General features: G+C 45.9%; 21 protein-coding genes and 1 tRNA gene. 4 read left to right on the forward strand and 18 right to left on the reverse strand.

The features are described 5' to 3' along the window. Positions 1–229: 229 nt before the first annotated feature. The 7 genes from D8S85_RS22210 to D8S85_RS21405 form a co-directional block, all read right to left on the reverse strand. Positions 230–478, reverse strand: a complete 249-nt coding sequence (locus D8S85_RS22210; protein WP_127074784.1) for an SUMF1/EgtB/PvdO family nonheme iron enzyme — start codon at positions 476–478, stop codon at positions 230–232. Then, positions 367–1,365 carry an RNA-directed DNA polymerase gene (locus D8S85_RS03250; RefSeq protein WP_127074785.1) on the reverse strand — a complete coding sequence of 333 codons (999 nt, stop codon included), beginning with the start codon at positions 1,363–1,365 and terminating at the stop codon, positions 367–369. The genes D8S85_RS22210 and D8S85_RS03250 overlap by 112 nt, the downstream gene beginning before the upstream one ends. Beyond that, a complete protein-coding gene (locus D8S85_RS03255) occupies positions 1,362–1,856 on the reverse strand; it encodes an HRDC domain-containing protein (RefSeq protein ID WP_106624847.1) in 495 nt (164 codons plus the stop codon). The genes D8S85_RS03250 and D8S85_RS03255 overlap by 4 nt, the downstream gene beginning before the upstream one ends. 168 nt (positions 1,857–2,024) lie before the next feature. Continuing rightward, positions 2,025–3,857 carry an SUMF1/EgtB/PvdO family nonheme iron enzyme gene (locus D8S85_RS03260; protein ID WP_127074786.1) on the reverse strand — a complete coding sequence of 611 codons (1,833 nt, stop codon included), beginning with the start codon at positions 3,855–3,857 and terminating at the stop codon, positions 2,025–2,027. Between the two features lie 35 nt (positions 3,858–3,892). Continuing rightward, positions 3,893–4,726, reverse strand: a complete 834-nt coding sequence (locus D8S85_RS03265) for a FimB/Mfa2 family fimbrial subunit (RefSeq protein ID WP_106624848.1) — start codon at positions 4,724–4,726, stop codon at positions 3,893–3,895. Positions 4,727–4,738: 12 nt separating this feature from the next. Continuing rightward, a complete protein-coding gene (locus tag D8S85_RS03270; protein ID WP_127074787.1) occupies positions 4,739–5,848 on the reverse strand; it encodes a DUF3575 domain-containing protein in 1,110 nt (369 codons plus the stop codon). A gap of 262 nt (positions 5,849–6,110) precedes the next feature. Continuing rightward, the gene (locus D8S85_RS21405) at positions 6,111–7,361 is read right to left on the reverse strand and encodes a helix-turn-helix domain-containing protein (protein ID WP_172726470.1); all 1,251 of its coding nucleotides are present in this window, start codon (positions 7,359–7,361) and stop codon (positions 6,111–6,113) included. Between the two features lie 45 nt (positions 7,362–7,406). Here D8S85_RS21405 and D8S85_RS21410 point away from each other — a divergent pair, with 45 nt between their 5' ends. Next, on the forward strand, positions 7,407–7,676 hold the full coding sequence (locus tag D8S85_RS21410) for a hypothetical protein (RefSeq protein ID WP_172726471.1): 270 nt from the start codon (positions 7,407–7,409) through the stop codon (positions 7,674–7,676). A 465-nt stretch (positions 7,677–8,141) separates the two neighbouring features. On the opposite strand, the gene D8S85_RS03280 is transcribed toward D8S85_RS21410, so the two are convergent. Continuing rightward, the gene (locus tag D8S85_RS03280) at positions 8,142–8,963 is read right to left on the reverse strand and encodes an AraC family transcriptional regulator (protein WP_106624851.1); all 822 of its coding nucleotides are present in this window, start codon (positions 8,961–8,963) and stop codon (positions 8,142–8,144) included. A gap of 91 nt (positions 8,964–9,054) precedes the next feature. Between D8S85_RS03280 and D8S85_RS03285 the strand changes: the two genes are divergently transcribed. Further along, a complete protein-coding gene (locus D8S85_RS03285; protein ID WP_106624852.1) occupies positions 9,055–9,975 on the forward strand; it encodes a DMT family transporter in 921 nt (306 codons plus the stop codon). A gap of 380 nt (positions 9,976–10,355) precedes the next feature. Here D8S85_RS03285 and D8S85_RS03290 read toward each other — a convergent pair whose 3' ends face one another. Further along, positions 10,356–11,702 carry an ATP-binding protein gene (locus D8S85_RS03290; protein ID WP_106624853.1) on the reverse strand — a complete coding sequence of 449 codons (1,347 nt, stop codon included), beginning with the start codon at positions 11,700–11,702 and terminating at the stop codon, positions 10,356–10,358. 257 nt (positions 11,703–11,959) lie between these two features. Here D8S85_RS03290 and D8S85_RS03295 point away from each other — a divergent pair, with 257 nt between their 5' ends. Next, a complete protein-coding gene (locus D8S85_RS03295; RefSeq protein WP_106624854.1) occupies positions 11,960–13,159 on the forward strand; it encodes an MFS transporter in 1,200 nt (399 codons plus the stop codon). 552 nt (positions 13,160–13,711) lie between these two features. Here the strand turns inward: D8S85_RS03295 and D8S85_RS03300 are convergent. The 7 genes from D8S85_RS03300 to D8S85_RS03330 all read right to left on the reverse strand — a co-directional run bounded on the left by D8S85_RS03300 (position 13,712) and on the right by D8S85_RS03330 (position 19,368). Beyond that, entirely contained in the window at positions 13,712–14,320 is a 609-nt protein-coding gene (locus tag D8S85_RS03300) for a response regulator transcription factor (RefSeq protein ID WP_106624855.1), read from the reverse strand. Then, the gene (locus D8S85_RS03305; RefSeq protein WP_240648817.1) at positions 14,307–15,011 is read right to left on the reverse strand and encodes a hemerythrin domain-containing protein; all 705 of its coding nucleotides are present in this window, start codon (positions 15,009–15,011) and stop codon (positions 14,307–14,309) included. Before D8S85_RS03305 ends, D8S85_RS03300 begins: the two co-directional genes overlap by 14 nt. Before the next feature lie 214 nt (positions 15,012–15,225). Further along, on the reverse strand, positions 15,226–17,154 hold the full coding sequence (locus D8S85_RS03310; RefSeq protein WP_106624857.1) for a dipeptidyl-peptidase 3 family protein: 1,929 nt from the start codon (positions 17,152–17,154) through the stop codon (positions 15,226–15,228). Further along, positions 17,151–18,011 carry a hypothetical protein gene (locus D8S85_RS03315; RefSeq protein WP_106624858.1) on the reverse strand — a complete coding sequence of 287 codons (861 nt, stop codon included), beginning with the start codon at positions 18,009–18,011 and terminating at the stop codon, positions 17,151–17,153. Before D8S85_RS03315 ends, D8S85_RS03310 begins: the two co-directional genes overlap by 4 nt. Before the next feature lie 3 nt (positions 18,012–18,014). Beyond that, positions 18,015–18,689 (reverse strand): TrmH family RNA methyltransferase, encoded by a 675-nt coding sequence (locus tag D8S85_RS03320; protein WP_106624859.1) that lies wholly within the window; start codon positions 18,687–18,689, stop codon positions 18,015–18,017. Between the two features lie 173 nt (positions 18,690–18,862). After that, positions 18,863–19,132: an HU family DNA-binding protein gene (locus D8S85_RS03325; RefSeq protein WP_106625262.1), complete on the reverse strand. Its 270-nt coding sequence runs from the start codon at positions 19,130–19,132 to the stop codon at positions 18,863–18,865. A 163-nt stretch (positions 19,133–19,295) separates the two neighbouring features. Next, positions 19,296–19,368, reverse strand: a tRNA-Met gene (locus D8S85_RS03330). Positions 19,369–19,567: 199 nt separating this feature from the next. Here D8S85_RS03330 and D8S85_RS03335 point away from each other — a divergent pair. Beyond that, positions 19,568–20,965: a DUF5723 family protein gene (locus tag D8S85_RS03335; protein WP_106624860.1), complete on the forward strand. Its 1,398-nt coding sequence runs from the start codon at positions 19,568–19,570 to the stop codon at positions 20,963–20,965. A 122-nt stretch (positions 20,966–21,087) separates the two neighbouring features. On the opposite strand, the gene D8S85_RS03340 is transcribed toward D8S85_RS03335, so the two are convergent. Both D8S85_RS03340 and D8S85_RS03345 read right to left on the reverse strand, forming a co-directional pair. After that, on the reverse strand, positions 21,088–24,273 hold the full coding sequence (locus tag D8S85_RS03340) for a UvrD-helicase domain-containing protein (protein WP_106624861.1): 3,186 nt from the start codon (positions 24,271–24,273) through the stop codon (positions 21,088–21,090). A gap of 104 nt (positions 24,274–24,377) precedes the next feature. Then, a complete protein-coding gene (locus D8S85_RS03345; protein WP_106624862.1) occupies positions 24,378–25,535 on the reverse strand; it encodes an iron-containing alcohol dehydrogenase in 1,158 nt (385 codons plus the stop codon). Positions 25,536–25,544: the final 9 nt, after the last annotated feature.

Raw genomic sequence — 25,544 nt, forward strand, 5'->3', positions numbered from 1 at the left:
CTGATTGTTTCTTTCGTCATATACATTTGTTTTAGAATTATATTGTTCGTTATCCCTCTATACTCACTTTGGCTGGACTTACAGCCCGTAGTCGGTATTTTTAAAGTCCCCCGGTTTTCGACCACCTATAGGCTGCTACTAACCGGGAAAGACTTTCGTTTTGTTTTCCACCCAATGGGTGAGGGAGGCTGGCCGGTTCATATCGTCCGAAATCCATCGGCGCCCTGAGCTATGGGACAAACACCACGCGAAACCCGAAGTTGTTATTAGCGTTATCGGGCTTGTTGTTGTTCCGATACGCGGAACGGCAATACTGGGCGCTGTTGCCATAATAGCCGCCGCGCAGCACGCGGTTGTTGCCCGTTTTCAGCCAACCTCCCTTTTCTTTGCCGATATCTGCCGGAATTCCCGCGCATCGGCAAAGCGGGTGAAAGCCACCAGCGGCTGCACATGGAGCGCATACCGCGCCTGAGACCATTCGCCCGTATCAAGTTTTATATCATAACTGTTCATCTTGCACCTGAAACGCTTTTTACTGTTGCGGTTCAGCCGCACCCGTCCCGGAAACAGCACATAACCCAGAAACGGTACGCCCTTATCTGTATTGTTTATGCAGGGCGGTTTGAGCGTCAGCCACAGGCGTTCCCCGATAAAGGAGGTCAACCCTGCGGTTATGCGCAGTAATTCCGTTTTGTCATCATGCCACAATACCATATCGTCCATGTAGCGCACATAGGCCGGAGCGCGCAGTGCCTCCCGCACATGGTGGTCAGCGTATGCCATATAGTAATTGGCAAAATGCTGGCTCGTCAGGTTGCCGATGGGCAGCCCACAGCCCGGAGCCGTCCGGTAGCTGTCGATGATGCGCCGGAAAAGACCAAGCAATGCAGGATCTTTGAAACGGCGGGATAGCAGTCCATAGAGCGTTTCGTGGTCGATGCTGTCGAAGAATTTGCGCACGTCCAATTTACAGAGCCAACGGTAATGCCGGGTGTGCGTTTTCGCTTTCTCCAATGCCGCATACTGTCCTTTGCCGATGCGGGAGGCGTAGCTGTCATCGGTCTGGAAACGCTCGAAAACGGGGTGGCACACGATCATTACGGCGTGGTGCAATACCCGTTCGCGGAATGCCGCCGCGCAGATCATCCGCTCTTTCGGGTCATAAATGTGGAAATAGCGGTAATCGCCCACGGGCACGTCGCCAGCAAGTAGCTCCCGGCGCAGTTCGGCCAGATTGGCATCCAGCCGAAAGCGGTAATGCTTCACCTCGTCGTTGTAGTTCTTTCCCTTGCGGGCTTTCCAGAATGCCAGCCGCAGGTTGTCCGGATCGGCGATGCGTTCCATCAGGTATCCTTCGCGTTTCATCCCTGTCCTCCTATCTGTATTTCGTCGGCTTGCGCCGTGTGATTATTATTGTCGGTATGGTATCTTTTCAACATCGATTTGCCGTAACGGATAATCTTTTTCTCGCCGATTCCGGGCAGCGTGGCCAGCGATTTCTCGGTCAACTCGGCCAGGCGGCAGATGCCCGCTAGTTCCTCATCGGTAAACACGGCATAAGCCGGCACGCCGTCCTCGTTCGCAAGTGCCTTACGGATTTCACGCAAGCGTGAGAAAACGGCAAACTGGCTTTCAGTAAGTACCTGCTTATAGTCTACTTTAGCCCTGCTGCCCGTTGCACCACTCTGGGTAACATCGGGCAGGTAACGCACGCAGAAACTCCATCCGCCACCCTTTTCGTTCTGGAAAAAGCGTTGCTCCACTTCCAGTACCTTGCGGCCGGTCATAAAACGGTTCATTTCCGAGAGGGCTTCGCCCGTATCGGTCAGCGGTATGTTGAATATCTGTATTTGCATATACCTTAAATATATAGAGTGTCAAAAATCAGTTTCTTTTTTTTAATTTTAAAATCGACCGGCCACGCCGGTATTATGCTTTCGGCTTGCCTGCCCCTTGCTTCGGTCGTCCCTCCCTCGCTTATCAGGCAGGCTCGTTTTTCTTTTAGCTCAAGGCAACGACGTGAACTATGGGACAAACACCACGCGAAACCCGAAGTTGAAATTAGCGTCATCGGGCTCGTAGTTGCTCCGATACGCGGAACGGCAATACTGGGCGCTGAAGCCATAATAGCCGCCGCGCAGCACGCGGCGGTTGCCCGCCGATGGGCCGGTAGGATCGGTAACAGAGGCCTCGCCATAATCGGCTGGAACCCAGTCGCTGTTATCAAGACACCATTCCAATACATTGCCGTGCATATCGTAAAGACCGTAGCTGTTGGGTGAATAGCTGCCCACGGCTTGCGTCACTCCAGGACAAGTGCCGGTATCCGTAATATCGGCTGTCGGGCTACTGCCATCCCAGCTCCACGAATATTTCCAATCAAAATTGGCAAGGGTATTGTCCAATTTGTAACCGTCACCCACACCGAAAGGCAAAGATCCTTTATCGCCGCGACAGGCATATTCCCATTGCGCTTCCGTTGGCAATGAACCACCCACCCATTCCGCGTAGGCTTTTGCCCCGTACCAGGTTACCCATACAACAGGATGATCCTCATAACCCGGTTGGGGAATCCATTTATTCGTATCCCACTTTACGCCCCATTGATTAGTATTGCCTTCATAAATCAAAGGCTCACCGCTATATTCTCCGCCAATCATATTACCGCCTGCACCGGGAATATTAGGATGTTTCAACATCTCACCCTGAATCCCTTTGGCATTCAAAAACTCCACATACTGAGAGTTCGTGATCGCGTATTTTGTTATGTAAAAACCCTTGGTTAGGGTAACCTTATGCTGGGTTTCATTAGTACCACGGTTCGGTTCGTTCCCGGGACTCCCCATAATGAAAGAGCCGGCAGGAATAAACGGCAGCGCCGTATAAGGAATTTGCTGTGTAAAGGATTCGACGGTTCTAGCGGTCATATCGAGCTGCGCGGTCAGGGGCGAGCCGTTAAGGAGCAGGTCACCATTGGAAATGAGGAATATCCTTGCGTCTCTTGCTACCACCTGCGCCGGAATAAGGGCGCAGAAAGTAAATGAACTTTCGTAATCGGCATCACTCGGCTGTTCTATCCGCCGCATCGTTACTCCACCCGCGTCTCCGGATGCAGCAACTGCTCCCGAGAAAAGGTTTAGTCCGGCGGCGGTACGTACATTACGGAGTTCCACGGTAATATCTTCATTCGTGTTCAATGCTTTATACTTGACATCATCAATGCTTACCTGAACCATTGCCAGCGCATGAGAGAATTGCAGGCTAACAGTTTCACCTTTGCCATAACCGCTACCGGTGTTGTCGGCCTTGGCCGTCAGCAGGTCGGAAAGATTGTAATTGCTTTTCTCCGCACTTCCAACAGTGGTCTTGCCGCTCTGGTCGGTCTTTACGGTGAAAGTTATTGCTATCGGGTCGAGCGTTGCGGGAGTACCGCCGTTATCGTCGTAAGGATAGTAGGCATAGAAGTCGAGCGAGGTAATTCCGCTACTTGCCGTCGGCCAGTAAACCGCTCCGCTCCACGAGTCGTCCGCGCTACTGTACGTCAACTTTACGTTATGTATAAAATTGTCCGAGGCGGCAAGTGGCTGCCCGTGCGTTACGGCGAAAACACCTATCTCGTCGCCATCCTCCCAAGTGCTGCGAAACTGATTGTCCGTGGCTACGCGGGTGCGGGGTGCATCGTTGTCCTCCGTTGCATAAGCAACTCCATCCGGTTGGACAAAGCCTATCTTGAATTTTATATCGCCATTCTGTCCGACAGGGATGTCCGGACCGTCGCCCTCTATATCGTCATGACCGCATCCCGCGAGCAGAAACAAGGGGAATGCCAGTAACAGTAAAAGTTTCTTCTTGTTCATATCTCTGTTTTAATTATCGTTCTTAATTAATTACCTCAATTGGCTATCACGCTACCACCGGTTATTTTATTCCAGGCATTTATAATGGTCGTAAACCCTGCCGGAGACGGTGTTTCTTCCGCCTGCCCGCCGAGCGTAAGAGGTTCATTCTTGTTGTCGTTGAAAGTGGCTAATGCGGCCGTCAAATCGCTGTCCAGAATCATATCGTCCGGAGTGCCATCCGTGAACTTTATCGTTCCGCTCAACTTCTGCTTCGCCCCGGTTATTCCTAACAGGTGAACGGTGGCCGTCCATTTACCATCGGTGCCCTTGGCGAAAGTCAACGCCACATCCGAAGGGGTACCGTGCGTATCGTTTGACATATCGAGGCTTCCAGCCACACCCGAAAGGGTACCGGTAATGGTTGCTATCTTGTCTACCGTGCCGCCCGTGGCTTCTATTACCAGCGTTAATTGCCGTACCTGCTGCTTCATCGCAACGGTAAGCTCATGATGTTTGCCCCCGTCTATCACAGCGTCCAGCCGCCCGGTAAAGAACCACCCCGGCATCCCCGCTGCATAATCTGCCGTTGACGCGGTGCCGTTTATAGTAATATTATCCGCCTCATGGTAGAAATATAGGGTATAATTGCCTGGCTCAATCAAGTCGGGAAGCGTATATTTGTCTGCCATAGCCGTAAAAGTCCTGTCGCCGAAAGCTACCGTGTAACCCGATGGTTTGGCAATGCCCTGCCCTATACCGCTCCAATCCGCCGTTACGGTGATCTTCGCCTTGTCCGGGTGGTCGGTTTCGTGGATGGGGTCTTTCACATCGCAGGCGGTCAGGAATATTATTGCCCCGGCTGCCATCATTAATTTAGTTACAGTCATGTTCATCTCTTTTTATCGTACTATATTATTACTGCCGATGGTCCAAATAAGACTGATCCCCGCTTGTGTCGGGCTCCAGAAGTTTTTGGTTTTATCCCTGTCTTTGAATACGCGCACTTTGTTCGATACCGTAAAGCGATCATACTCCATACGGGTATAACCAAGGCCGAGATTGAAATCAAACGAAAAACGGTGCGAAAGACAAAGCTGGTAGCCGACTGTTAAGCCGGCACCCCACAACTTGCCCTGGTAACCGGTGTCATCGGAGAACAGGCTGCCCAGCATTCCTTTATAGATATTATATTCGCCGATATTCGCACCCACGCCCACATAGAAGCGTTTGTTGTTGAGCAGATACCAGCGTACCTCGGGGCTGACCAACCAGATTTTCTGCACCTTGCCCTTTTCGTTTCCCAACCACGAATGACTGCCGTCCACTTTGATACCGATATGGCGGTTGACACGCCATTCCACACCTAAAGTCGGCAACAGGAAGGCGTCGTAAAGCAGGTTGGTACGCACGGCAAAGCAGTAGAACTTTGCGGGTACGGCAATTTCCACAACAGGTTCAGGCTGCTGCTCTACAACCGACTCCGGCTGGCGTTCCTCTACCGGAGGTTCTTCGCACCGGGGTTCCTCCTTTACCAACTTCGGCTGTTTAGGTTGCTCCTTTGCCGGAATACGCAGGGTTACGACCACCATATCCCGATAGGTTTTCCCGTCGGGTGCAGTATAAGCCGAAACATGATTTTTCGTTATAAAATGTTCCTCTGCCAGTCTTTTGTGCACGATAAGTTCCGACTTTACGCGGTTACTCCGGGTTACTGCTATCCTAAAACTTGCTTCGGGTGTTTCGCCCGAGGCGCAGTAACCATCCACATCGACAGGCATTCGCCCCGAAGTGATTTCCGCCCGGTATTCGTCCACCAACGCGTAAAGCCGGTCGAGTTCGGTATTGTTGCCGCCGTAGGGAACATAGAACATATCCTCACCGGGAACGAAGCGAAAGGTGATAATCGTATCGCCACCTGTAGGGGAACCCGAGTACAGCGTCTCGCTGCCGTATCCCGGCAGGCTAAGAAAGAGCAGGAACAATCCTGCAAGCAGTGTTTTTCTCATCATTTCTGTTTTTAATTTAAAACCCATAGCCTCTTATCCTTCTGATTACTATTTGTTAGTAAAAGTAAAGAGATGAAAATAAAATGCGTTATCAAAATATGATTTGATAAAAGATAACGAATAATACATTGATTAACAACGAAATATTTTTATCCAATTTTGAGGAAACGGCATAAAAAAAGACACCCGGAAACAGCCTTAAAAACTATTTCCGAATGTTGTGGGAGTAAGAATGTATTCCGAAACGGGTGAAAACTCCCGAAATCTAGCTGTTCCTTTTAAATTCGGCGGGAGGAAGTCCGGTAAGCTGTTTGAAGGCCCGGTGGAAAGTGATGCGGCTGTTGAAACCAACCTGTTCGGCCAGTTCATCGAAATTAACCGTATGATTGCGGCCCGTCGAGAGGATACGCACGGCTTCCTTCACGCGGTATTCATTCAGGAAACGGGTGAAATTCTTGCCCGTGGTTCGGTTGATGGCGCGCGAAACAGTTTCGCGGGTTACTTCCAGCTTTTGCGAGAGGGTATCCAGCGAAAGGGAGTTGTCCCGGTAGATCTGTCCTTCGACCATTATTTTATGAATACGGGCTGCTAGTTCAACATCTTTCTCCGTAGGTCCCTGCTGTCGGTTACCGTCCTCGCCCTTTTCTTCCGTGATTGTGTGATTGGGAGAAACAGGATCAATTATCTGTTCCAGTCGGTCGCTGTCGGCCCACCGTTTGTTTTTCTCCACCAACTCGCGGTAAGCGGCCTTTTTTTTATGGTATAGATAATATATAAGCATGGAAACCAACACGGCGATGACCGCAAAAACGACCAGTCTGGTAATCGCCGTCTGTTGCTGTTGCAACCTCTCATGTTGAGAGCGGTTTTTCTCGGCAAGCAGTTCCTGCCGGGTACGCATGAGTAACATGGCGTCAAACTCATCCCTGTAATCGGCATGAGCCATGGAAAGGGAGTCTATGTATTTTCCCGCCGTGGCAGCATCGCCTTTCTGCTGGTGATATTTTGCTAGTATGGGGTATATCTGTCGGGCCCGGTGAGGATTTATAAAATGTATATGCTCGCGGATATAGGCGGTGGCGGTATCTGCCCACTGTTTGGCCCACTCCCAGTTGTCCAGCCCCATGTAGCATTCGGCCATGCCCACGGCAATACCCGAAGCAAAAGAATAGTCGTTATCGCTGATCATAATGGGCAGCGAAAGTTCATACAGCCCGATGGCTTCGCAGTAGAGCCCAGCCCGGGTGAGATTGTGCGCCAGGTTGGCCAGCGCCACGGCATCGTAAACAGCGCGGGCATAGATGGTGTCGGGGCTTTGGAGGATGGAGATGAAATAGTCATCCGAACGCTTGCGGTCGCCCGACTGACGGTAGTAAATGGCCAGGGAGTTGCGGGCTTTCAGGTTGGAGTCATCAAAATAGAATCCCGGAGTTTCCCTCGTGGCTTTTTTCAGCAACGGTACGGCGGCTTCGTAATCACGAAATTTATAATAAAGCAATCCTATATCGCCATACATGTTTCCGTTAAAGGGATACTGCCTGCAATCGAGACCGTCGATGTCGTGGATAAGCTCTTCGGCGGTAGCGAAAGCCACGGGATAGGAAGTGCCGAAACCGGCGGTAAGTTGGAAAAGGTGTCCCTTTACCCTAAGTGCCCACCAGGTGGCACCTTTGCGCTGGAAAGCTTTTATGGCGGCCTGCTGCTCGGCAATCCAGACCGTGGAATCCCTGCCCAGGTTGTTGTACCACACCCGCAGATAGTCGGCCTCGTTGCGCAGCGCATCGCCGGGGTACTTGTCGGCCGCCTGCTCCGCGAGATCAGCCTCGTGTAATAACTTTTCGCGCGACAGGTGGTAAAAATAGCCTTTGTAGGTGGCGTAAATGTATTCGTAAGTATCGTAGGACGGCCCAGCAGCTATCACACGGTGAAATTCGTTGCGGTCGATGTAAAACCACCGCTTGTCCTCCCGTGAATAAATACTGTCACTGCCGCTTTCGGCCGTGATGGTGCGTTGGTAAACGGCCGGATCGGCATGGGCACGCAGCAGGCTGTCGGGGTTCAGACGCATGATCCGTTTGTACAATGCACGACCGTAAGCGCTGTCACTCGAAGAAACAACCGGTTGCGCAAAGAGAGCACCCGCGGCCCATACCGTAAGGCATAGGCTAATCACATATTTTAAGGGGCATTTATTTACATTCATTATGTTGTAAAAATAGTGATTTATTTCCAAAAAGTTTAATCCTATTATGGGAGAATTATGAAAATTTTCAAAACCAACAACATGAAAATATCTCTAGTTCTTTCTCCCACTTCTAAAATCCGATGGAGACATATTCTTATACTTCTTAAACTCCCGAATCAAATGACTCTCATCCGTGTAGTTCATGATGGCTGCAATTTCATTAATCCGCATACTCGTATGTAACAATAAATCCTCCACGGAAGCAAGTCTACAACGAAGAATATAATCCTTGAGATTTTCATTCGTATGCCTTTTGAAATAGCGCCCGATATAAGTCTCGGACAAATGGAATCTTTGTCCCAACGATGCCAATTGTAATAAACGAGGTTCCCGGATATGGGCTTGAATGTATTGTATAATCTGCATAATTTTTTCTTCTTCAACACGAAAAACGCCCAAGCTCTCACTTACAATCAGATTACGGACAATCAAAACAATAATACTCCTTAACCAATAATTGAGTAGCTCATTGGAATACACTCGAACCTGCGTGTATTCACGTACGATTACATTCACGAGATCACGTACATTCTCACGATCCTTCGGATCACAAAGTACACTTCCAGTATGTTGAACGGATCGAATTAAATCCCTCTCATCAGAAGTGAAATACTGCTCCAAATAATGCTCTGTAAATCGCAAATAGACAAAATGACTATAAGATTCAATTTTAAAAACGTGACTCGTGTTAGGCAAGATCAAGAAAAGAGAACCAGCCGAATAAGGAGTATCATGCAGAGAAACCTGAAAAGTCCCTGTACCAGAAACAATATAAGCCAATTCAAAGAAAGTATGTTGATGCACCGGTAAAGGAAACGTGTTATATTCCCTAACAATCAACTCGAATGCTTGAAACATATTCTCTCTTTTCATGGTACAAAAATACAATAAAATGATTGAAATATACAGGAATAAAAATTCTTTCCTATTCTACTTTTGCAACCGGAAACCAATAAAATAACAAGTGAAAAAGGATGAGTTGAAAGGTCATATATCCATGACCACGGCAAACATGATGTGGGGCTTGATGTCCCCGATCTCAAAAATGGTGCTTATCACCAGCATCATTACACCATTCATTATTGTTGAAATCCGGATTATCGGGGCCGCAATTCTATTCTGGATTGCCTCCATTTTCACCAAACGGGAACACGTGTCCCCTCCCGACTTGCTGAAGCTGTTCTTTGCCGCCATGCTGGGAGTACTTTTCAACCAAGGACTATTCACCATAGGACTCGGCATGACCTCCCCCGTAGATGCCTCCATCATCACCACAAGCACCCCCATCCTAACGATGATCATCGCGGCTATCTACTTGAAAGAACCCATCACGAGCAAAAAAGTATCGGGAATATTCCTAGGTGCTTCCGGAGCCCTATTACTAATCGTAAGCAACCAAAATATCGGGGGAACAACCCACAACAGTAACATCTGGGGAGATACCGTCTGCCTCGTCGCCGAACTTAGTTTTGCCCTATACCTCGTTCTGTTCAAACAACTCATCAGTCGCTACTCTCCCATCACACTCATGAAATGGATGTTCACTTACGCGGCAATATGTATCACTCCATTCTCCTTTCAAAACATGACACAACTGGAATGGTTATCACTTGAACCCAATACATGGTATGGCCTCAGCTTTATCCTTCTGGGTAGCACGTTCGTCAGTTACCTGTTGTCACCTATCGGACAACGCCATCTACGTCCCACCGTGGTAAGCATGTACTGCTATGTCCAACCGATCATCGCGAGCTGTGTTGCCGTTTACTGGGGTATGGACTCCTTCAACCTGCTCAAAATCATCGCCGTTATCTGCGTTTTCTCCGGCGTTTTCCTCGTAACGCGTAGTAAAAGCCGGGCAGACCTGGAAGCTGAAGTGAACTAAAATTTCAGCTTCTTTTTATCATAAGTAATAATGTTATTACTAATAATGTTATTACTAATAAAATTATTAGGATTATCGGGTTTTGGATCGAAACCCAATAAATGCAAGCTTTGTTTTTACGCACAAACTCCTCCGTCACTACCCCCTCCAACTCCCCCTTACACAGGGGGAGAGTTGGTACTTCTTCCCGAAAACGGTAAGTACTCAACTCTTCCTCGGTTTATAGAGGGAAACCACCGGGTAAGCGAGAACAGACGAAGAGCTTGCTCGGAATCTGTCGAACGAAAGGTGGTTCGAGTCCCTTTCGGGCTCAATACCCCGAATGGGGAGGGAGGACGTTCATGGACACTACATCATAAACGTTTTCTGTTTACAATAACTTACAAATTAGACAACGCGTATAAAGGACAGATTTCTACCCGTTTACCATCACTTATAATCTCTCCAAAATTTTCTAAAGATGAACGAATACCTACTTCTACATTTTTGTCTTTCATAAAATTAAAAAGACTTTTCATTCCACCTTTAATCCCCGCTTTTATTTCTATCGGAAGAATTTTCAGATTACGAGTTATCAAATAATCAACCTCTGCCATACTATTTTTTTCTGTACGCATCCAAAAATACAAATCATGACGTTGAGTCGGTGATTGATAACGCAAAAGCTCTAACCCTGCAACCATCTCCGTCAAAAAACCTTTATTTACCAAGTCCGTAGCTCCACCAACAAGAAGTTGTTCGGTAATTTTACTTATATCCCCTAAATCCATGTTAAGAATACGTAATAATAGCCCACTATCAAAATACAAATATTTTACAAAGCTATCATTACATTCCGCTCCCAACGGTAAACCGTTAGCCGCTGTATGTACAACAGGTATTATCAATCCGGCTAACCTTAAAAGTTCTAAAGCTTCCTTTACTTGACCACTCCTATAATCACGCGAGATTCGACTATACATCAATTTCTCGCCAACCTGATGGACAACACCACGAACGGTCAAACGCAACAATGTTGTGTCAACTCTCTTTTTATATTTGGCGAAATCATCTTCATAAGACACAATAATCTCATCCTGCACTTGTTGACATTGCAAATAATCACCTTCATCCACCCACGTCACAACAGATTCCGGCATACCTCCCACCATCAAGTAAATTCGAAACAACTCAACCAACTTTTGATGGAAAACCTCCATTAACGGTCGAGAAGCGGAAGCAGCTTTTTTTTCAATAATCAATTTCTCGTTTCCCGTTGCCATCAAAAATTCATCAAAAGTCATCGGATACACAAACAACGAACGAATCCGCCCAACACCATAAGTAGGAATTTCATTCAAAACAAATTCCAATAAAGAGCCGGCTGCAATAACATGCAATTCTTGATAATCTTCATAAAAGAAACGTAAACTAGAAATCGCTTCTTTACACATCTGAATTTCATCAAAAAACAATAAGGTTTTTCCCGGTTGTATGGTTACCCCAAAAAACACTGCCAATTTCGCTACAATTTGTTTCACATCTAACTCCCCAACAAACAGTTCTTTTAATTGTGGCTGTTTCTCAAAATTCACCTCTACATAATTATCAAACTCTAAAGCCAAATGCTTTACAGCTGAAGACTTTCCTACTTGGCGAGCACCTCTTAACAACAAAGGCTTATGCTTCGATTCTTTTTTCCAAGCTAAAAGAATATTATCAATTGAACGTGGAAGATACCTACCCATCTCTTTAAATTTATAATTTGATATTCAAATACAAAGATAGTATTTTTGACAAAATCAAGGGATTAAAAATAACACAATTTGATAAAATCAAGGGGATATTTTTCTCATTTTATGATAAAATCAAGGGATTAAAAACAAATCACCTCATGTTTCCACACGCCAAATGTTCTTTCTAGAGAACTTCCGATGAAAAACTTCGTCGTGAAAGGATAACCTGCACTTAGAATACGTACTTTTGCACCGGAGAAAGAAAAGTCATGAATACAAGTCAAGTAATTATCACACCGGGAAATATAACCAAGGACCGAAAGATATCCATATGTGTCTTTCTGTCCGGCTTCTCCTGTTTTGCCCAGTTATACTATTTCCAACCTCTCCTGCCCGATCTGGCACAAGAGTTTGGACTATCAGCCAGCCATAGTAGCCTGGCTATATCATTCTCCACGCTGGGAATGGTCATCGGTCTATTCACGGCCATGTTCGTGGCGGACACGATTCCAAGAAAGAAACTGATCAGCGCGGCACTGTTATCGTCAGCCGTCTTTTCGGTTATCTGCTCTTACTCGCCCTCCTTCTTCTTGTTGGTAGCCCTAAGCACGTTGAAGGGATTTTTGTTATCGGGAGCCACGTCCGTGTCATTAGCATATATATCGGAAGAAGTACAACCCCAGAACAAAGGAAAAATCACCGGGCTCTACATTGCCGGGAACGCCTTGGGGGGAATGGGGGGACGAGTAATTTCCTCCTACCTCAGCAGTGAATTCTCGTGGCGTGTTGCCTCCGTCTCGATCGGGGTATTATGTGCCCTATTTGCCATATCATTCCTGATTTTCAGTCCCCGCTCTGTCAATTTCAAACCCAAGCGGGAAAGTTTCAAATCATTGATCGTTTCCAACCTTCACCTCATCGTCTCCGTGAAACTGATCCCGTTCTACCTGATCGGCTCCCTCATGTTAGGGATATTCGTGAGCTTGTACAACTACCTCGGTTTTTACCTGATAAAAGAACCGTTCAATTTTCCCCCGTACCTGATTCACTACATCTATTTCATGTACCTGTTTGGAGTATTCGGCTCGATTGCCACGGCAAAATTGACGGCATTGTACAACCACTTCAAAATACTGAAAACAATCATTGCCCTCTCCGTGGCAGGATTACTTTTGCTGTACATCAACAACTTTTGGCTCGTCACTCTCGGTCTGGCTATCTTCACGTTCAATTTCTTCGTGGTACACGTGATCTGCAACCGAATCGTTAGTGACTACAACCTCCAGAAACGTTCGGTCACCATCTCCATCTACCTCCTGTTCTACTACATGGGGTCCAGTATTTGGGGATCCGCCACCGGGGTTATTCTCGACCACTTCGGCTGGCAATGGTTTATCGCCGGACTGATTCTACTCACGTTTATCCTGTACGCCATCGCTTACAAAGGCTCGAAATTGATGGGGAACTGACAACGCTCGACCGTGTTACGGGAAACCGCCCCGTGCGGGAAAGCGAAGTTTTATCCGCGACAAACCGGTTCTTGGATAGAGCACCTACCACACAGAGCTACATCCTCGCGAGCAAGTTGGTACCATACATCCACCCGAACGTTAACACTTTCTACAATTCTACCATATTTTACTATTACAATAGGAGCGGAATGGGAGGAGAATGGGAGCGGAATGGGAGCGGAATGGGAGCGGAATGGGAGCGGCTCGCTATATGATGGGAATATGAACGCTATTTGATAGCTAGATATTGTATGATTTCAGATTTAACTGCTTTAGAATATTTCATAACCACGGGCATACTTGTACACAAAAATTTCCACGGGTTCGCACGAAGATTTCACAAATAAAAAAAGACTGAATAACTTTTATTGTTAAACAGTCTTTTTTGGCAAAATTCTTTCAATGGCTTACGTTGAAAAGAAAAAAATCATATTATTATTAACATTACAAAGATCAACAATTCCACCCTTCCCCGCAACCCCTTATAATGGGGATATTTCAATCAAAATATCATTCCACCTCATTAATATCGATGAGATTGTTCAAAATCGCGTACACCGTAAGCCCGGAAACTGATTTTATTCCCGTCTTCCGGATAATATTTTTCCGGTGAGTGATCACGGTGTGTACTGATATATGATGCAAATCCGCGATTTCCTTGTTAATCTTCCCCTTGGCCAGGGAAATCAAAATCTCTTTCTCCCGTTCGGAAAGTTCATTCTTGTCGAGCAAATCAGCCGGGGCACTCAACGCGTCGATTGAATGTAGCAACTTCTGGGCGATCTTATCCCCATCATCGGCAATGTCAATCGTCGTGTGGTATTGTTTCAAGACCTCCGGATCGATATACTGGTAAACTAACGCCACGAAAGCCGTGTCCTTCACCCCGTCAAACAACTCTTCCAGATGCTGCCGTTTTTTCAATTCCACGACCGAGGGGTTAATGATTATAACATCCGGGTTCAAATGATTAATTCTTTCCAGGCTATGGAAACAGTCCGCGATAACCGCTACGACCTCAAACTCATTCCGCATTTCGATCAACTTCTTCAGTCCGGTTGAAATAATCATGGACGGTTCAATAATAACAATCCTGTAACTTTTATTATTGTTTTGCATACCGTTGTTCTAATTTCATTACTAAAGGAACAAGTATTTTATCCTCGATTAAAGAATGTTTACTCAAATCCTCTTCCAAGGCAAAAATTCCGAATAACACCCGGATACGCATATCCGACAAGGTGTCGCCCGGTAAATATTTCATGATGATATTCTTCAAGTCATTCAGTTTATCATCAATATTACTATGATTTCCCCGGAACACCCCGATGTCGTAGTCGCCCGGGCGAACTCCCTTCATCATGTTAGAGATGTAAGGGAACACCGTTATCTCCTCGTACTCGAAATGGCGAATGACTTCATTCTTGTATTCATTGAAGAAGAGGTACAATATTTGTTGGTGTTGCTGTTCGCATCCCTCGGAAATTTCCTTCAATTGTTCCTGGATGGCAAGCATCCTGTTGTCCAAGTAGTAGGAATGAGAATTTTTCAAGTAAGCGATCAACTGGTCCACGTTTGCCCCTATTCCCTCGATTTCGTCCTCCGTTGGCAGGTATTGCTCGTTACTGTACACGTTGCAAATCATCAAAAATAATGTACACGAAACATGGTTTGCCTCGCAGCATTCCTGGACCGTTTTATCTCCAAACCCCAGATTTATTCCAAACCGATGCAACAGTAATAATAGCGAGTAATCGGCATGAATGACATCTGCCAGTTTCATATCCGCGGAAAATAGATGCGATTTCATATCCCTATTTTTACCGCAAATATTAGAAATAATTGATTCAAGGCCAAGTTTATTCATTAGTTTATAGAATTATTGGTAATATTTCAAGTTTTCAAAGTTACAAATACCCCCGGAACACGCACATCCTCAAAATGGGGTAAAAACACACCATTCGTTCCCTAATTATGGGGAGTGAATGGCGTGTTAAATTTCACTTTTCGATTATTGGCAATATTTATTCAAATAACGGGGAATCCGGTTCATTATTATTTCCGTATTCCAGCATTTGTGTCAGGAAATCCGTCGGGTATTCTATTTCCACGTCAACCACGGATCCCTCTTTCTCCACCAATCTGTATTTCGGGTTAACAAATCCGGCATAAGGGGCCACGTTTAGTTTTTGATAGCGTTCCAGCACTTCTTGATGTAACACGGGATCTACGCGTACCCCGTAATTTTCAATCAAATCCCGCGCCCCCTCGAAATCACCTTCCGATTTCACCCGTTGCACCTCGGCCAACAGTCTTCCGAACAACATCCGCAAGGCCTCGTAATCCCGGATCGTGAAATAGGTCTTCCCCTCCCGGTTTACCCGCTCGATGACGTTCGTCTCTTTTCCTTTCTCGTAGACCCAGGAGGCTATCAATTGGCGATTACGCATGTGCGATTCTTCCAGGTTATTTCCTAATTTCACCCGGGTCAGCTGAACCATCAACCCGTTGCGGATGTAATTACAATATTCACTCTTTGCCACATCCAGGGAGGGAATTACTCCCAACTCGACCAGTTTCGGATCCATCACGTAATACAAGGCGAACAAATCGGCGCGGGCTTCTTCTATCGTGGAATAATAATTTTTCAGCGCTTCCTGTCCCACACCCGGTAACATTTTTCCGGATCCGTGTCCCAAACATTCATGCAGGTCGGTATGCACGTTTCCTCCAACGTACCCGTACGTTCTCACCAGTTCTTTTTCCTCGTCCGAATAGGCAAATTCATCCAGTACTCCTGAATTTAGAGAGGCCTGGTTATAAGCATACGTGATGTTATCCAGGGTTACCGACTTGCTACCATAACGTTCCCGAATCCATTCGGCATTCGGCAGGTTGATCCCGATCGGTGTTGCCGGATGGCAATCCCCTCCCAGCATGGCAGCTTGTACCACCCGGGCCGTAATGCCAACCACCTCGCTCTTCTTGAAGCGTTCGTCAATCGGGGCGTTCTGTTCAAACCACATGGCATTGTCGGCCAGCTTGCGCGTACGCTCGCAAGCCTCCTCGTCCATAATCTGAACCACGGATTCCCAGCTGGCCTTGTATGCCAACGGATCCCCGTATACTTCGATAAAACCGTTGATAAAGTCAATCGGGGCAGCCACTTCTTTCACCCATTCGATAGAGTAACGGTCAAACCAGGACAAATCTCCTGTCTCGTAGTACCGTATCAACCATTCAATTACCTCTTTCTGGTGCTCGTTGCAAGCGTACTCCGACGCTTTTTTCAGGTAGTCCGCGACGTGGCGAATTTCTTTCCCGTATTTTCCCCCGGCAAACCAAATCTGTTCATGCAATTGTCCTTTTTCATCACGCACCAGCGTGGAGTTTAGTCCCCAAGAAAGCAAGGCGTTCTCTTTTTTCTTCTCCCCGTAGAATTTTTCTACCTCCTCTTGTGTCACTCCTTCGTAATAATGGTTGGCAGAAGCCTTGACCAAATCCTTTCCCTCGTCCAACACGACCCGCTTGGCCATGTATTCGGGATCAAAAATGACGCGTTCCACTTCCCCGTATAACGGTTCTGCCCCCACTTCCCGAAGAAGGGTTTTAAAGTATTCGGGCGTGAAGGAGGGGATAAATTTCTCCATCGAGTAATGATGGTGTATCCCGTTGGCAAAAAATACTTTTTTGGCGTACACCAGGAATGCCTGAAATTCTTCTGTCTCCCGGTTTCCCCGATATGCCCGAAGAATTTTTTCCAAAGCCTCCCGTACCCGGAGATTATATTTATTATTCTGATCCCAGAGAATATCTCTTCCGGCCAAGGCAGCCTGGCTCAAGTAATAAACAAATAGCTTTTCCCGCAATGACAGTCCTTCAAAAGCGGGGACGTCGTAACGCAATATCTTTATATCATCAAACTGTTCTAATAAATATGCTTGTTTTTTCATTCTGTACCTCCTTCTGCAGTTGTTCCATATCCGCTGATTTTCAACGAACCGTATATTCGACGCGCAACTTCTCTAGCCGTGTCATCTCCTTTTCTATTACTGGAAATAAATTGATAAAGTTTCAATCCGGCCGCGTATAAAGTAATTTTAAATTCATATTCCGTTCCTCTTTTCACGTAGGTTCCTTGCATAACCACTCCGCTCAAATCCCCCTCCTCCACGTAAGCGATATCGTTTTTCAAATCGAACACGCCGGGTTGATCCTTCATCTGATTCAATCCCGCGTTCACGGCTTTCTCCAAATCAACTTGTCCGGCTTCAGGGGTGTATTCGGCATATAAATACGTGAATTCCAAATCGTTTGCATGATAACTAAAGGTTTGCATCTCTTTAACTAAAGGACGCTCCTCTTCGGGCAACTTATTTATCACGTTCCCCGCGGACTTCATGGCCTTGGGGGTTGCAAGAGACACGCCTCCCGCGTATGTCCCCGTGTACCATTGTTGTTCCGACACCGGGGTATTGCCATCTCCGTACAATTCGTCAGAATCATTCTTCATCCCCTTCATGACAAACACGACCATCAATGTCACCACCAGTATTCCCCCTATACACCCGGCAATCCATCCTTTTTTATTCCCTTTTTTTCCGCCCGGTTTCACGATATCTCCCCTCTTCACCTGTTCTTCCGTCAGGCATACTTCACGCTGAAAGTCTTCGAATGATTTCTCCGGATGTTTCACTTTCCAATCCTTATAGTTATCCTCCAGTTTCCGGTTACACAAACCGCATACCACCAGGTATTCGGATTTCACCTCGTTCAGGTGATTACAATGTTTACATTTCAAATAATACATCTCTCACTCGTTATGATTAAATCGTTCCAATATCTGGGCCGAAGCTTTAATCGAACGCTTGTACCAAGCGAACAAAACCTGATAGCGTTCTTCTTCCGATAAATGCCAATTTATATCTGTCTGTCGCAAACGCTGTACCACGCTATACATCAGTAGGGCGGCACACACGCTCACGTTATAACTCTCCGTAAAACCGTACATGGGTACTTTCACGAACTCGTCGGCCCGGGACAACACGTCGTCCGACAATCCCGTCAATTCCGTTCCCATGAAAAAAGCCATTTTCCCTTTGTGGAGGTCGATATCATCAATAAAAGTATCCCGTTCATGCGGGGTTGTCGCCACGATCCGGTATCCCTGTGATTTCAACATGTCGATTGTTTCCTCCGTGTTATTCTCTCTCTTCCGATGCCGATGAACCGTCAACCAGTCGGCAGCACCCATCGAAATCTCGGAATTATCCTTGAAAGTATTCGTATTTTCAATTACATGTACATTTTGAATCCCGAAACAATCGCATGAACGCAAGACGGCACTACAATTATGTTGCTGGTAGAAATCTTCAAGAACCATCGTGACATAACTCGTCCGCTCCGCGATTAACCGACGGAACAAGTCATTTTTATAATCCGTCACAAATTCGCTCAGATACTCAACTTGTTCTTTTACAGTATGCATAATATCATTTTAAGGTGACTTCGTCACGTTAAAAGTCACAAGTCTGCAAGTTACAGGTTACAAGTTCATTTTTCTCCAGTTTTCGCGACTTGCAACCAAAGTACCTGCAACTTGTTGATGAACAAAAAAAGGGTGTCTCAAAACACCCCCCTTTTTAATCTTTTAAATGGTAATTATAGTTGGCCTTCCAATTCAGCACCAGCTTTAAATCTCACCACCTTCTTTGCCGGGATTTGGATCGTTTTCCCGGTTTGCGGATTTCTACCTGATCTTGCACTTCTTTCAGATACAGAGAAAGATCCGAAACCAACCAAGGCTACTTTTTCATCTTTTTTCAAAGATTCTCCGATTGTAGCTACAAAAGCCTCTAATGCTTTTTTAGAATCTGCTTTTGTCAAACCAGCTTTTTCAGCAATCGCGTCAATTAATTGAGCTTTATTCATAATAGACAGTTTTAGGATTAGAACTAATAAATTCTTTATACATTCGCAAATGTAGATATTTTCTTGATGAATGCAAATTTTTTTTGAAAAAAACAAAGGGCTTGCGGGAAACTGAAATATTTCTTGTAATAAAAAAGGATCGACTTTCATCGATCCTTACTTGTAGCGGGAGCCTGACTCGAACAGACGACCTTTGGGTTATGAGCCCAACGAGCTACCAACTGCTCCATCCCGCAATATAAGCAGAACTCCTTTCGTTTTGCGAGTGCAAAGATAGAATATTCATTTTACATCTCCAAACATCAAATGATAAATTATGTTTTCAAAATATCAAAATGAAACAAATAATTAATAATAATCCTTGTCTATTCTAAAATAAAATGGCAATTTTGCGTCATAATAAATATCAATTCAGATTTATAAACGACACTATTTATGAAAAAAAGTTTTACCTTTTTGAAAGTTAGCTACATAGCTATGTTATTGAGTGTTATGAGCATTTCCGAGGGGTTCGCGCAAGGACTGAGAACTTCTTATTTTATGGACAACGTTCCGTCCAGACTTAAAATGAACCCAGCCTTACAGCCCGCTAGAGGATATTTTAATATTCCCGCTATCGGTGCCATCGGATTATCTGCCTCTTCGAACAAATTAAGTATCGATGATTTTATCGACATTATCCAAAATAAGAATGGCTTTTTGAATAGTGATCAGTTTATAAATCGTCTGGACAACAAGAACACGATGAACATCGACCTGACGCTGGACCTTATTTCCTTTGGTATTTACAGCGGGAAAGGGTTTTGGACGGTAAACCTGGGAGCGCGCTCCATTATTAGTGCCTCTATCCCGAAGAGTATGTTTGAACTTGCCCGTTACGCCAATACCAATCCGGAACTCGACGAGAATGTCAATCTTAATTATGATATTAAGGACATGGAGCTCCATGCAAATATTTTCACTGAAATAGGATTAGGGTATTCCCGTCCGGTAACAAAGGATTTGACTGTCGGCGGACGCGTGAAATTATTAGTCGGGTTAGGAAATTTGGACGCCAAAATAGATCAGATTTACGCACACGTAAATACCGACGACCTTGCAAGTTATCAATCTTGGAAAGTTAAAACAAAAGGACGCTTGGAGGCTTCCATGAAAGGCTTGGAATTCTCTTATAATTCAGACAGCGGATACATTGATGATATTGATTTCGATTCTCCCGGGATTTCCGGTTATGGATTGGGTCTTGATTTAGGTGCAAGTTACAATTTATTTGGTTGCATTAACTTATCAGCAGCCATTATTGACCTCGGTTTTATCAATTGGACAAAATCATCTACCACAATCGCCACGACGAACAGTGAACATGATTACGGTGACTTCGCCAATTCCGGCTCAGATGAATACGATCCGGACAATACTGAAGCAGGAGATGTTTTTGACTTCGACTTGATTCAATTCCAAACGGAAGAAAATGCCAAAAGCCGGAGTACCAGTCTTCGTTCAACCTTGAATCTTGGTGCAGAATACACCCTTCTGAATAACAAGCTTGGATTCGGTTTGTTGTCCTCCACTCAGTTCACGCAGCCCGAAGCTTACTCCGAATTAACGATCTCAGCCAACTACCGCCCGAAAAACTGGTTCGGGGTGTCATTAAGTTACTCTTTCTTGCATAGTGACTTCGAAACGTTGGGTATCGGTTTGAAATTAGGTTCTATTTTCATTGGTTCTGACTACTTGATGACCAAATCACTAGGCGATGCTAACCGGGCAAATGTCTACTTAGGTGTTAGCGTGCCTCTTGGCAAAAAACGGCAGGATTATCGCAGGAAATAAAATTCCGCCGTCACGACCACTCCCCCTTACACGAGGGGAGAGTTGATTATCACCCCTATTCCCTCTCGTGTAATCTTAAGAGGAGATAGGGGTGGTAGGTTAATAGAATATTTGTATGGGCCTCACACGGACACGACTTTGCCCAAAGGAACGTACCAGATATAACCGGAGACATCGGTGTACCCCATCTGTCGCAATGTTTTACAATAGAATCCAACCTGTCGGATATATGATTTCTCTTCCTTCTGACCGAATTTATAATCCACGACAATGGCTTTTTTCCCATCAATCATAACCCGGTCAGGACGAGCTTTTCCCGAATGACAGAAAAGGATATCCCGTTCATTAATAACTTTATATTTCCCATCAAACCATTCCGAATGGGGGGTGTTGTTCAAATAAGCCACTACCTGTTCCCGGTAATCCGCACGCTCCACCGAGGTTAGCAATCCGGAGGCATACATATTATTTACCGCACGATCGACATCCTCCACCGTTTCGATACGACGGAAAATCTCGTGCAATATTTTCCCTTCGTCAACAGCAGAAGTTTCCGTCTTTTCCGGATCGGTATAATCTTCATATTTATACCGTACGCTGACCCGCTCGTTTAATTCATAAATCGGATATTCCGCCAGGCTTAACGTATTATCGTCCTCCACTTTTTCCTTACCGGTTATCAATTGCTTCTCCCCGATGACCAGAGATGAATTTTCGGAATTCCATTCCGGTATCTCGCCTGTCTCCAGAACTTGAAATAGGAAAGCACCGATATCTGAGGGTTTTCCCTCTTTCGTTATCTTGGGAGCGTAAGGTAAAACGTACAACTCCCGTTCCGCCCGCGTGAATGCCACGTACAGCAGATTCAAATTATCCACGTAAGCTTTCACGTGTTCATGGAGGTAATCCTCACGGAAATGGCTATCTAGCAATTTAGAGGAATAGTTTAACGGTGCGTATTCCAGCTCCCGGAATCCTTTCTCCCGGTTTTGACACCATATCCGACGTCCGTGACGAGTGTCATCGAGATCCCATGCACAGAAAGGGATAATAACCGTTTTGAATTCCAATCCCTTGGATTTATGTATCGTGAGAATACGCACGGCATCCACTTCTTCCGAGGTGGATAATACCTTTTTATCCTTCTCTTTCTCCCACCATTCAAGAAAAACAGGGATGCTATTCGTGTTATTTTTCTCGTAATCAAAGAGAATATCCTGAAAAGCGATCAGGTAAGGCAACTCTTCCGTTCGTGCCCGTAAGCCGAAAACCTCGATAATCGATTCCGTGATCTCGAACAAGGAACTACAGGTCAATTTCTCCGGCTCCCGTAAAAAAGGCAAGTCAATCGTGTCAAGAAAACTCTCGTCCGTACTACCGGCCTTGAAAAGAAGATCTTCCTGTGAAGTATTTTCTCCCCGGACAAAGGTCCGATAATTATAAAGCAACACGGTTCGGTTCACGGCATCATACGGTTCCACCATGTAGCGCAACACGTTAATAATTAATTCCACGTAAGGTGACGAGGAAACGTATAACGAATCATTGGATATAAACGTGATCGGGAAAGGGATATTCTCCCGCTTGTTATATTCGATCAGGTAATCGGCAACGAAAGCCCCCTCCTTACCGTTACGCACAAGAATCACGCAGTTTTTCAACTCTCCGCCCCGGTGTATCGTATCGTTGATGACATCCACGACTGCATTCATGATCTCCACGTCACTTCCCTCTTCTTGTTTTTCTCCACCGAAACGGATCTCCACGTACCCGTTTCCCGAACGGCTCACGAGTTGTTCCGGGTGGTGATAGGCTTCCGTGATGGAACGGGAATACACGTTTTCTTCCCCGCATTCGCTGTCGTACAATTCCTTTAACTGCCGCGCGGCCAAGACAAAGAAACGGTTATTGAATTCCACCACCTCCTTGCAACTTCTCCAATTATGCTCGAGAATCACGTTATCCGTGCCAAATGTTGCCAGATCCCGCTCCACTCCTTCTGCCAATAAACGCCAGTCTCCGTTACGCCAGCGATAAATGCTCTGCTTCACATCGCCCACGATCAAAGCCCTCCCCCCTTCGGAAAGGGTGTTCACGACAAGTGGCAGGAAATTTCCCCATTGCATGGTGGAGGTATCCTGGAACTCGTCAATCATGATATGCTTGTAGAAGTTTCCCGTTTTCTCGAACAGGAAAGAGGTGTCATTCCCAGCAATCAGCATGTTGAGCAAACGGGTCGTGTCACTCAGTAACATAAGCCCTTTCTCGTCACAATAATCCCTCACGGCCCCGTACAAATCATTCAAAATCCCCAGTTGGTAAAGATTCTTCGAAAGTAGAACCGCCGACACGTAATCCGGCAAATTCTTGTCATAATATTCAACACTTTCCCGCAAGCTCGTGTTCAGCTCCGGGTAAACATTCTCGATCAATGCCCGAAGCGAGGAGTCCTGCTTTTTGGTCACCCATTCATCCGGGTTATCAATTGCCTTTCGGGCAGAATCGGGAATCTTATCCAAGCCTTTGTCCCGCAGCTTGTAAAAATAATTTATAAAACTTCGCTTCCCTCCTTTGAAATCCTCCGCGTGTAATCCACTCTCCTCGATATACCGGCAAGCAGATTGACCGAACGCCTCCATGCGATCCTCAAAACGGGAAACCACGCCCTGCAAGAACATCTTATAGCCTTTCAAGAACCCACGATCGTTAAACTTTTCCCTCACTTCCTTGTCAAAAAGCATGTAACTTTCGCCAAACAACTCCTTCCCCAGTTCCGCAATCTTATTCTTCACGCTCCACGATTTGGCATCCTCCACGCTATCGCTCATCAGCTCGGTAATCCACGTTCTCAACTCCTTGTCCTTGTTCATGCGCTGCATTACCTGATCTACGGCCCGCTGTAACACGTAGTCACTATCCAACTCGACATTATACCCGGGAAATATTCCCAGTTCACGGGTAAACGCTTTGATTACCCGCTGAAAAAAACGATCGATTGTTGTCACGGATAATCGCCCGTAATCGTGCAGGATCAAGGTACGTAACACGCCGGCCCGTTCCTTCACCTGCTCGTCTGTCAATTTCAGCGCCCGTTTAAGTTCCTCCCGGTAATCGCTCTTCTGTCCCTCTGCCAGCTTGTTCAACTCTCGCACGATACGGGATTTCATCTCTTCCGTGGCCTTATTCGTAAAGGTCACGGCAAGCACGTTTTTATACTCGGAAGAAGCGTTAAAAACGATCTTGAAATATTCCATCGTCAAAGCAAAAGTCTTCCCCGCACCGGCGGAAGCCCGATATACACGCAACATACGATATGAAATGTAAAATGTAGAATGTAAAATGTAGAATGTAACATGTATATCAAGAAAGTCCTTTATCACATTCTAAATTCTACATATTACATTCTAAATTATTAAAGTCTAGAAGTTAATATCGCTCTCACGTTATCCACGTTCACATCGTCGATTCCGCCTAAGGCAAAATTTCCCCGCTCACGGAAACGCTTTTCGATACGGTCGATCGTGTCGATACCCACGCCGTAATCAGACAAGCGGGTCTTCACGCCCAATTCATTAAAAAATTGTTCCGTACGAGCAATTGCCTGATCGGCAGCATCGGGCTGATCCGTGTCAATATTCCACACGCGTGAGGCATATTGCAACAGTTTCTCGCGACGTTTGATCTTCGTGGCATTCATCACTCCCGGTAGAACAATCGCCAACGTGATCCCGTGATCCAACCCGTTGAAAGCGGTCAATTCATGACCGATATGGTGGGTTGACCAATCCTGCGATACCCCGCAGGCAATCAACCCGTTCAAGCCCATCGTGGCGGCCCACATGAAGTTGGCCCGATCCTCATAATTCGGCTTCTCGGCATGCATCAATTTCGGTCCCAGTTCAATCAGGGTTTTCAAAATGGATTCCGAGAAACGATCTTGAATTTCAGCTTGTTCCGGGAATGTATAATATTGTTCCATGACATGCACGAAAGTATCGACCACCCCGTTAGCCACTTGCTTCATGGGTAAGGAATAAGTCACCATCGGGTCTAACACAGAAAATTTCGGGAACACGTGACGAGAACTGAACGCCAATTTTTCTAACGTGGCTTGGCGAGTGATCACTCCTCCATTATTCATTTCCGATCCTGTAGCCGGAAGAGTCAGCACGGTTCCCAACGGGAGAGCTGCATTCACCCGTGCTCCTTTTGCCACGATGTCCCAAGGTTCACTCCCTTCGAAACAAGTGGCGGCGGCAATAAATTTTGTTCCATCAATCACGGAACCCCCACCCACAGCTAGAAGAAATCCCACGTTTTCTTGCTTTGCCAGTTCCACGGCCCGCATCAATGTCTCGTATTTCGGATTCGGTTCTATACCCCCGAACTCTACAATATCAAATCCTTGCAACGCATCCATCACTTGTTCATAGACACCGTTTTTCTTGATGCTTCCACCACCGTAGGTCATCATAACTTTCATTCCTTTCGGAATCCATTTCGCGATCTCGGCAATTTTTCCTTTCCCGAAAAGGATTTTTACGGGATTGTAATAATCGAAATTTCTCATGCTTTAAAA

The organism is Butyricimonas faecalis (assembly GCF_003991565.1).
Taxonomy (GTDB): Bacteria; Bacteroidota; Bacteroidia; order Bacteroidales; family Marinifilaceae; genus Butyricimonas; species Butyricimonas faecalis.

Coding starts and splice junctions, on each gene's coding strand:
- D8S85_RS03345 (WP_106624862.1), bottom strand. CDS start 25,535: ATGAGAAATTTCGATTATTACAATCCCGTAAAAATCCTTTTCGGGAAA.
- D8S85_RS03325 (WP_106625262.1), bottom strand. CDS start 19,132: ATGAATAAAGCTCAATTAATTGACGCGATTGCTGAAAAAGCTGGTTTG.
- D8S85_RS03305 (WP_240648817.1), bottom strand. CDS start 15,011: ATGAAATCGCATCTATTTTCCGCGGATATGAAACTGGCAGATGTCATT.
- D8S85_RS03255 (WP_106624847.1), bottom strand. CDS start 1,856: ATGCAAATACAGATATTCAACATACCGCTGACCGATACGGGCGAAGCC.
- D8S85_RS03300 (WP_106624855.1), bottom strand. CDS start 14,320: ATGCAAAACAATAATAAAAGTTACAGGATTGTTATTATTGAACCGTCC.
- D8S85_RS03280 (WP_106624851.1), bottom strand. CDS start 8,963: ATGAAAAGAGAGAATATGTTTCAAGCATTCGAGTTGATTGTTAGGGAA.
- D8S85_RS03270 (WP_127074787.1), bottom strand. CDS start 5,848: ATGATGAGAAAAACACTGCTTGCAGGATTGTTCCTGCTCTTTCTTAGC.
- D8S85_RS03295 (WP_106624854.1), top strand. CDS start 11,960: ATGAATACAAGTCAAGTAATTATCACACCGGGAAATATAACCAAGGAC.
- D8S85_RS21405 (WP_172726470.1), bottom strand. CDS start 7,361: ATGTATGGCGATATAGGATTGCTTTATTATAAATTTCGTGATTACGAA.
- D8S85_RS03265 (WP_106624848.1), bottom strand. CDS start 4,726: ATGACTGTAACTAAATTAATGATGGCAGCCGGGGCAATAATATTCCTG.
- D8S85_RS03250 (WP_127074785.1), bottom strand. CDS start 1,365: ATGAAACGCGAAGGATACCTGATGGAACGCATCGCCGATCCGGACAAC.
- D8S85_RS03290 (WP_106624853.1), bottom strand. CDS start 11,702: ATGGGTAGGTATCTTCCACGTTCAATTGATAATATTCTTTTAGCTTGG.
- D8S85_RS03340 (WP_106624861.1), bottom strand. CDS start 24,273: ATGTTGCGTGTATATCGGGCTTCCGCCGGTGCGGGGAAGACTTTTGCT.
- D8S85_RS03315 (WP_106624858.1), bottom strand. CDS start 18,011: ATGTATTATTTGAAATGTAAACATTGTAATCACCTGAACGAGGTGAAA.
- D8S85_RS03320 (WP_106624859.1), bottom strand. CDS start 18,689: ATGCATACTGTAAAAGAACAAGTTGAGTATCTGAGCGAATTTGTGACG.
- D8S85_RS03260 (WP_127074786.1), bottom strand. CDS start 3,857: ATGAACAAGAAGAAACTTTTACTGTTACTGGCATTCCCCTTGTTTCTG.
- D8S85_RS03310 (WP_106624857.1), bottom strand. CDS start 17,154: ATGAAAAAACAAGCATATTTATTAGAACAGTTTGATGATATAAAGATA.
- D8S85_RS22210 (WP_127074784.1), bottom strand. CDS start 478: ATGGTCTCAGGCGCGGTATGCGCTCCATGTGCAGCCGCTGGTGGCTTT.
- D8S85_RS03335 (WP_106624860.1), top strand. CDS start 19,568: ATGAAAAAAAGTTTTACCTTTTTGAAAGTTAGCTACATAGCTATGTTA.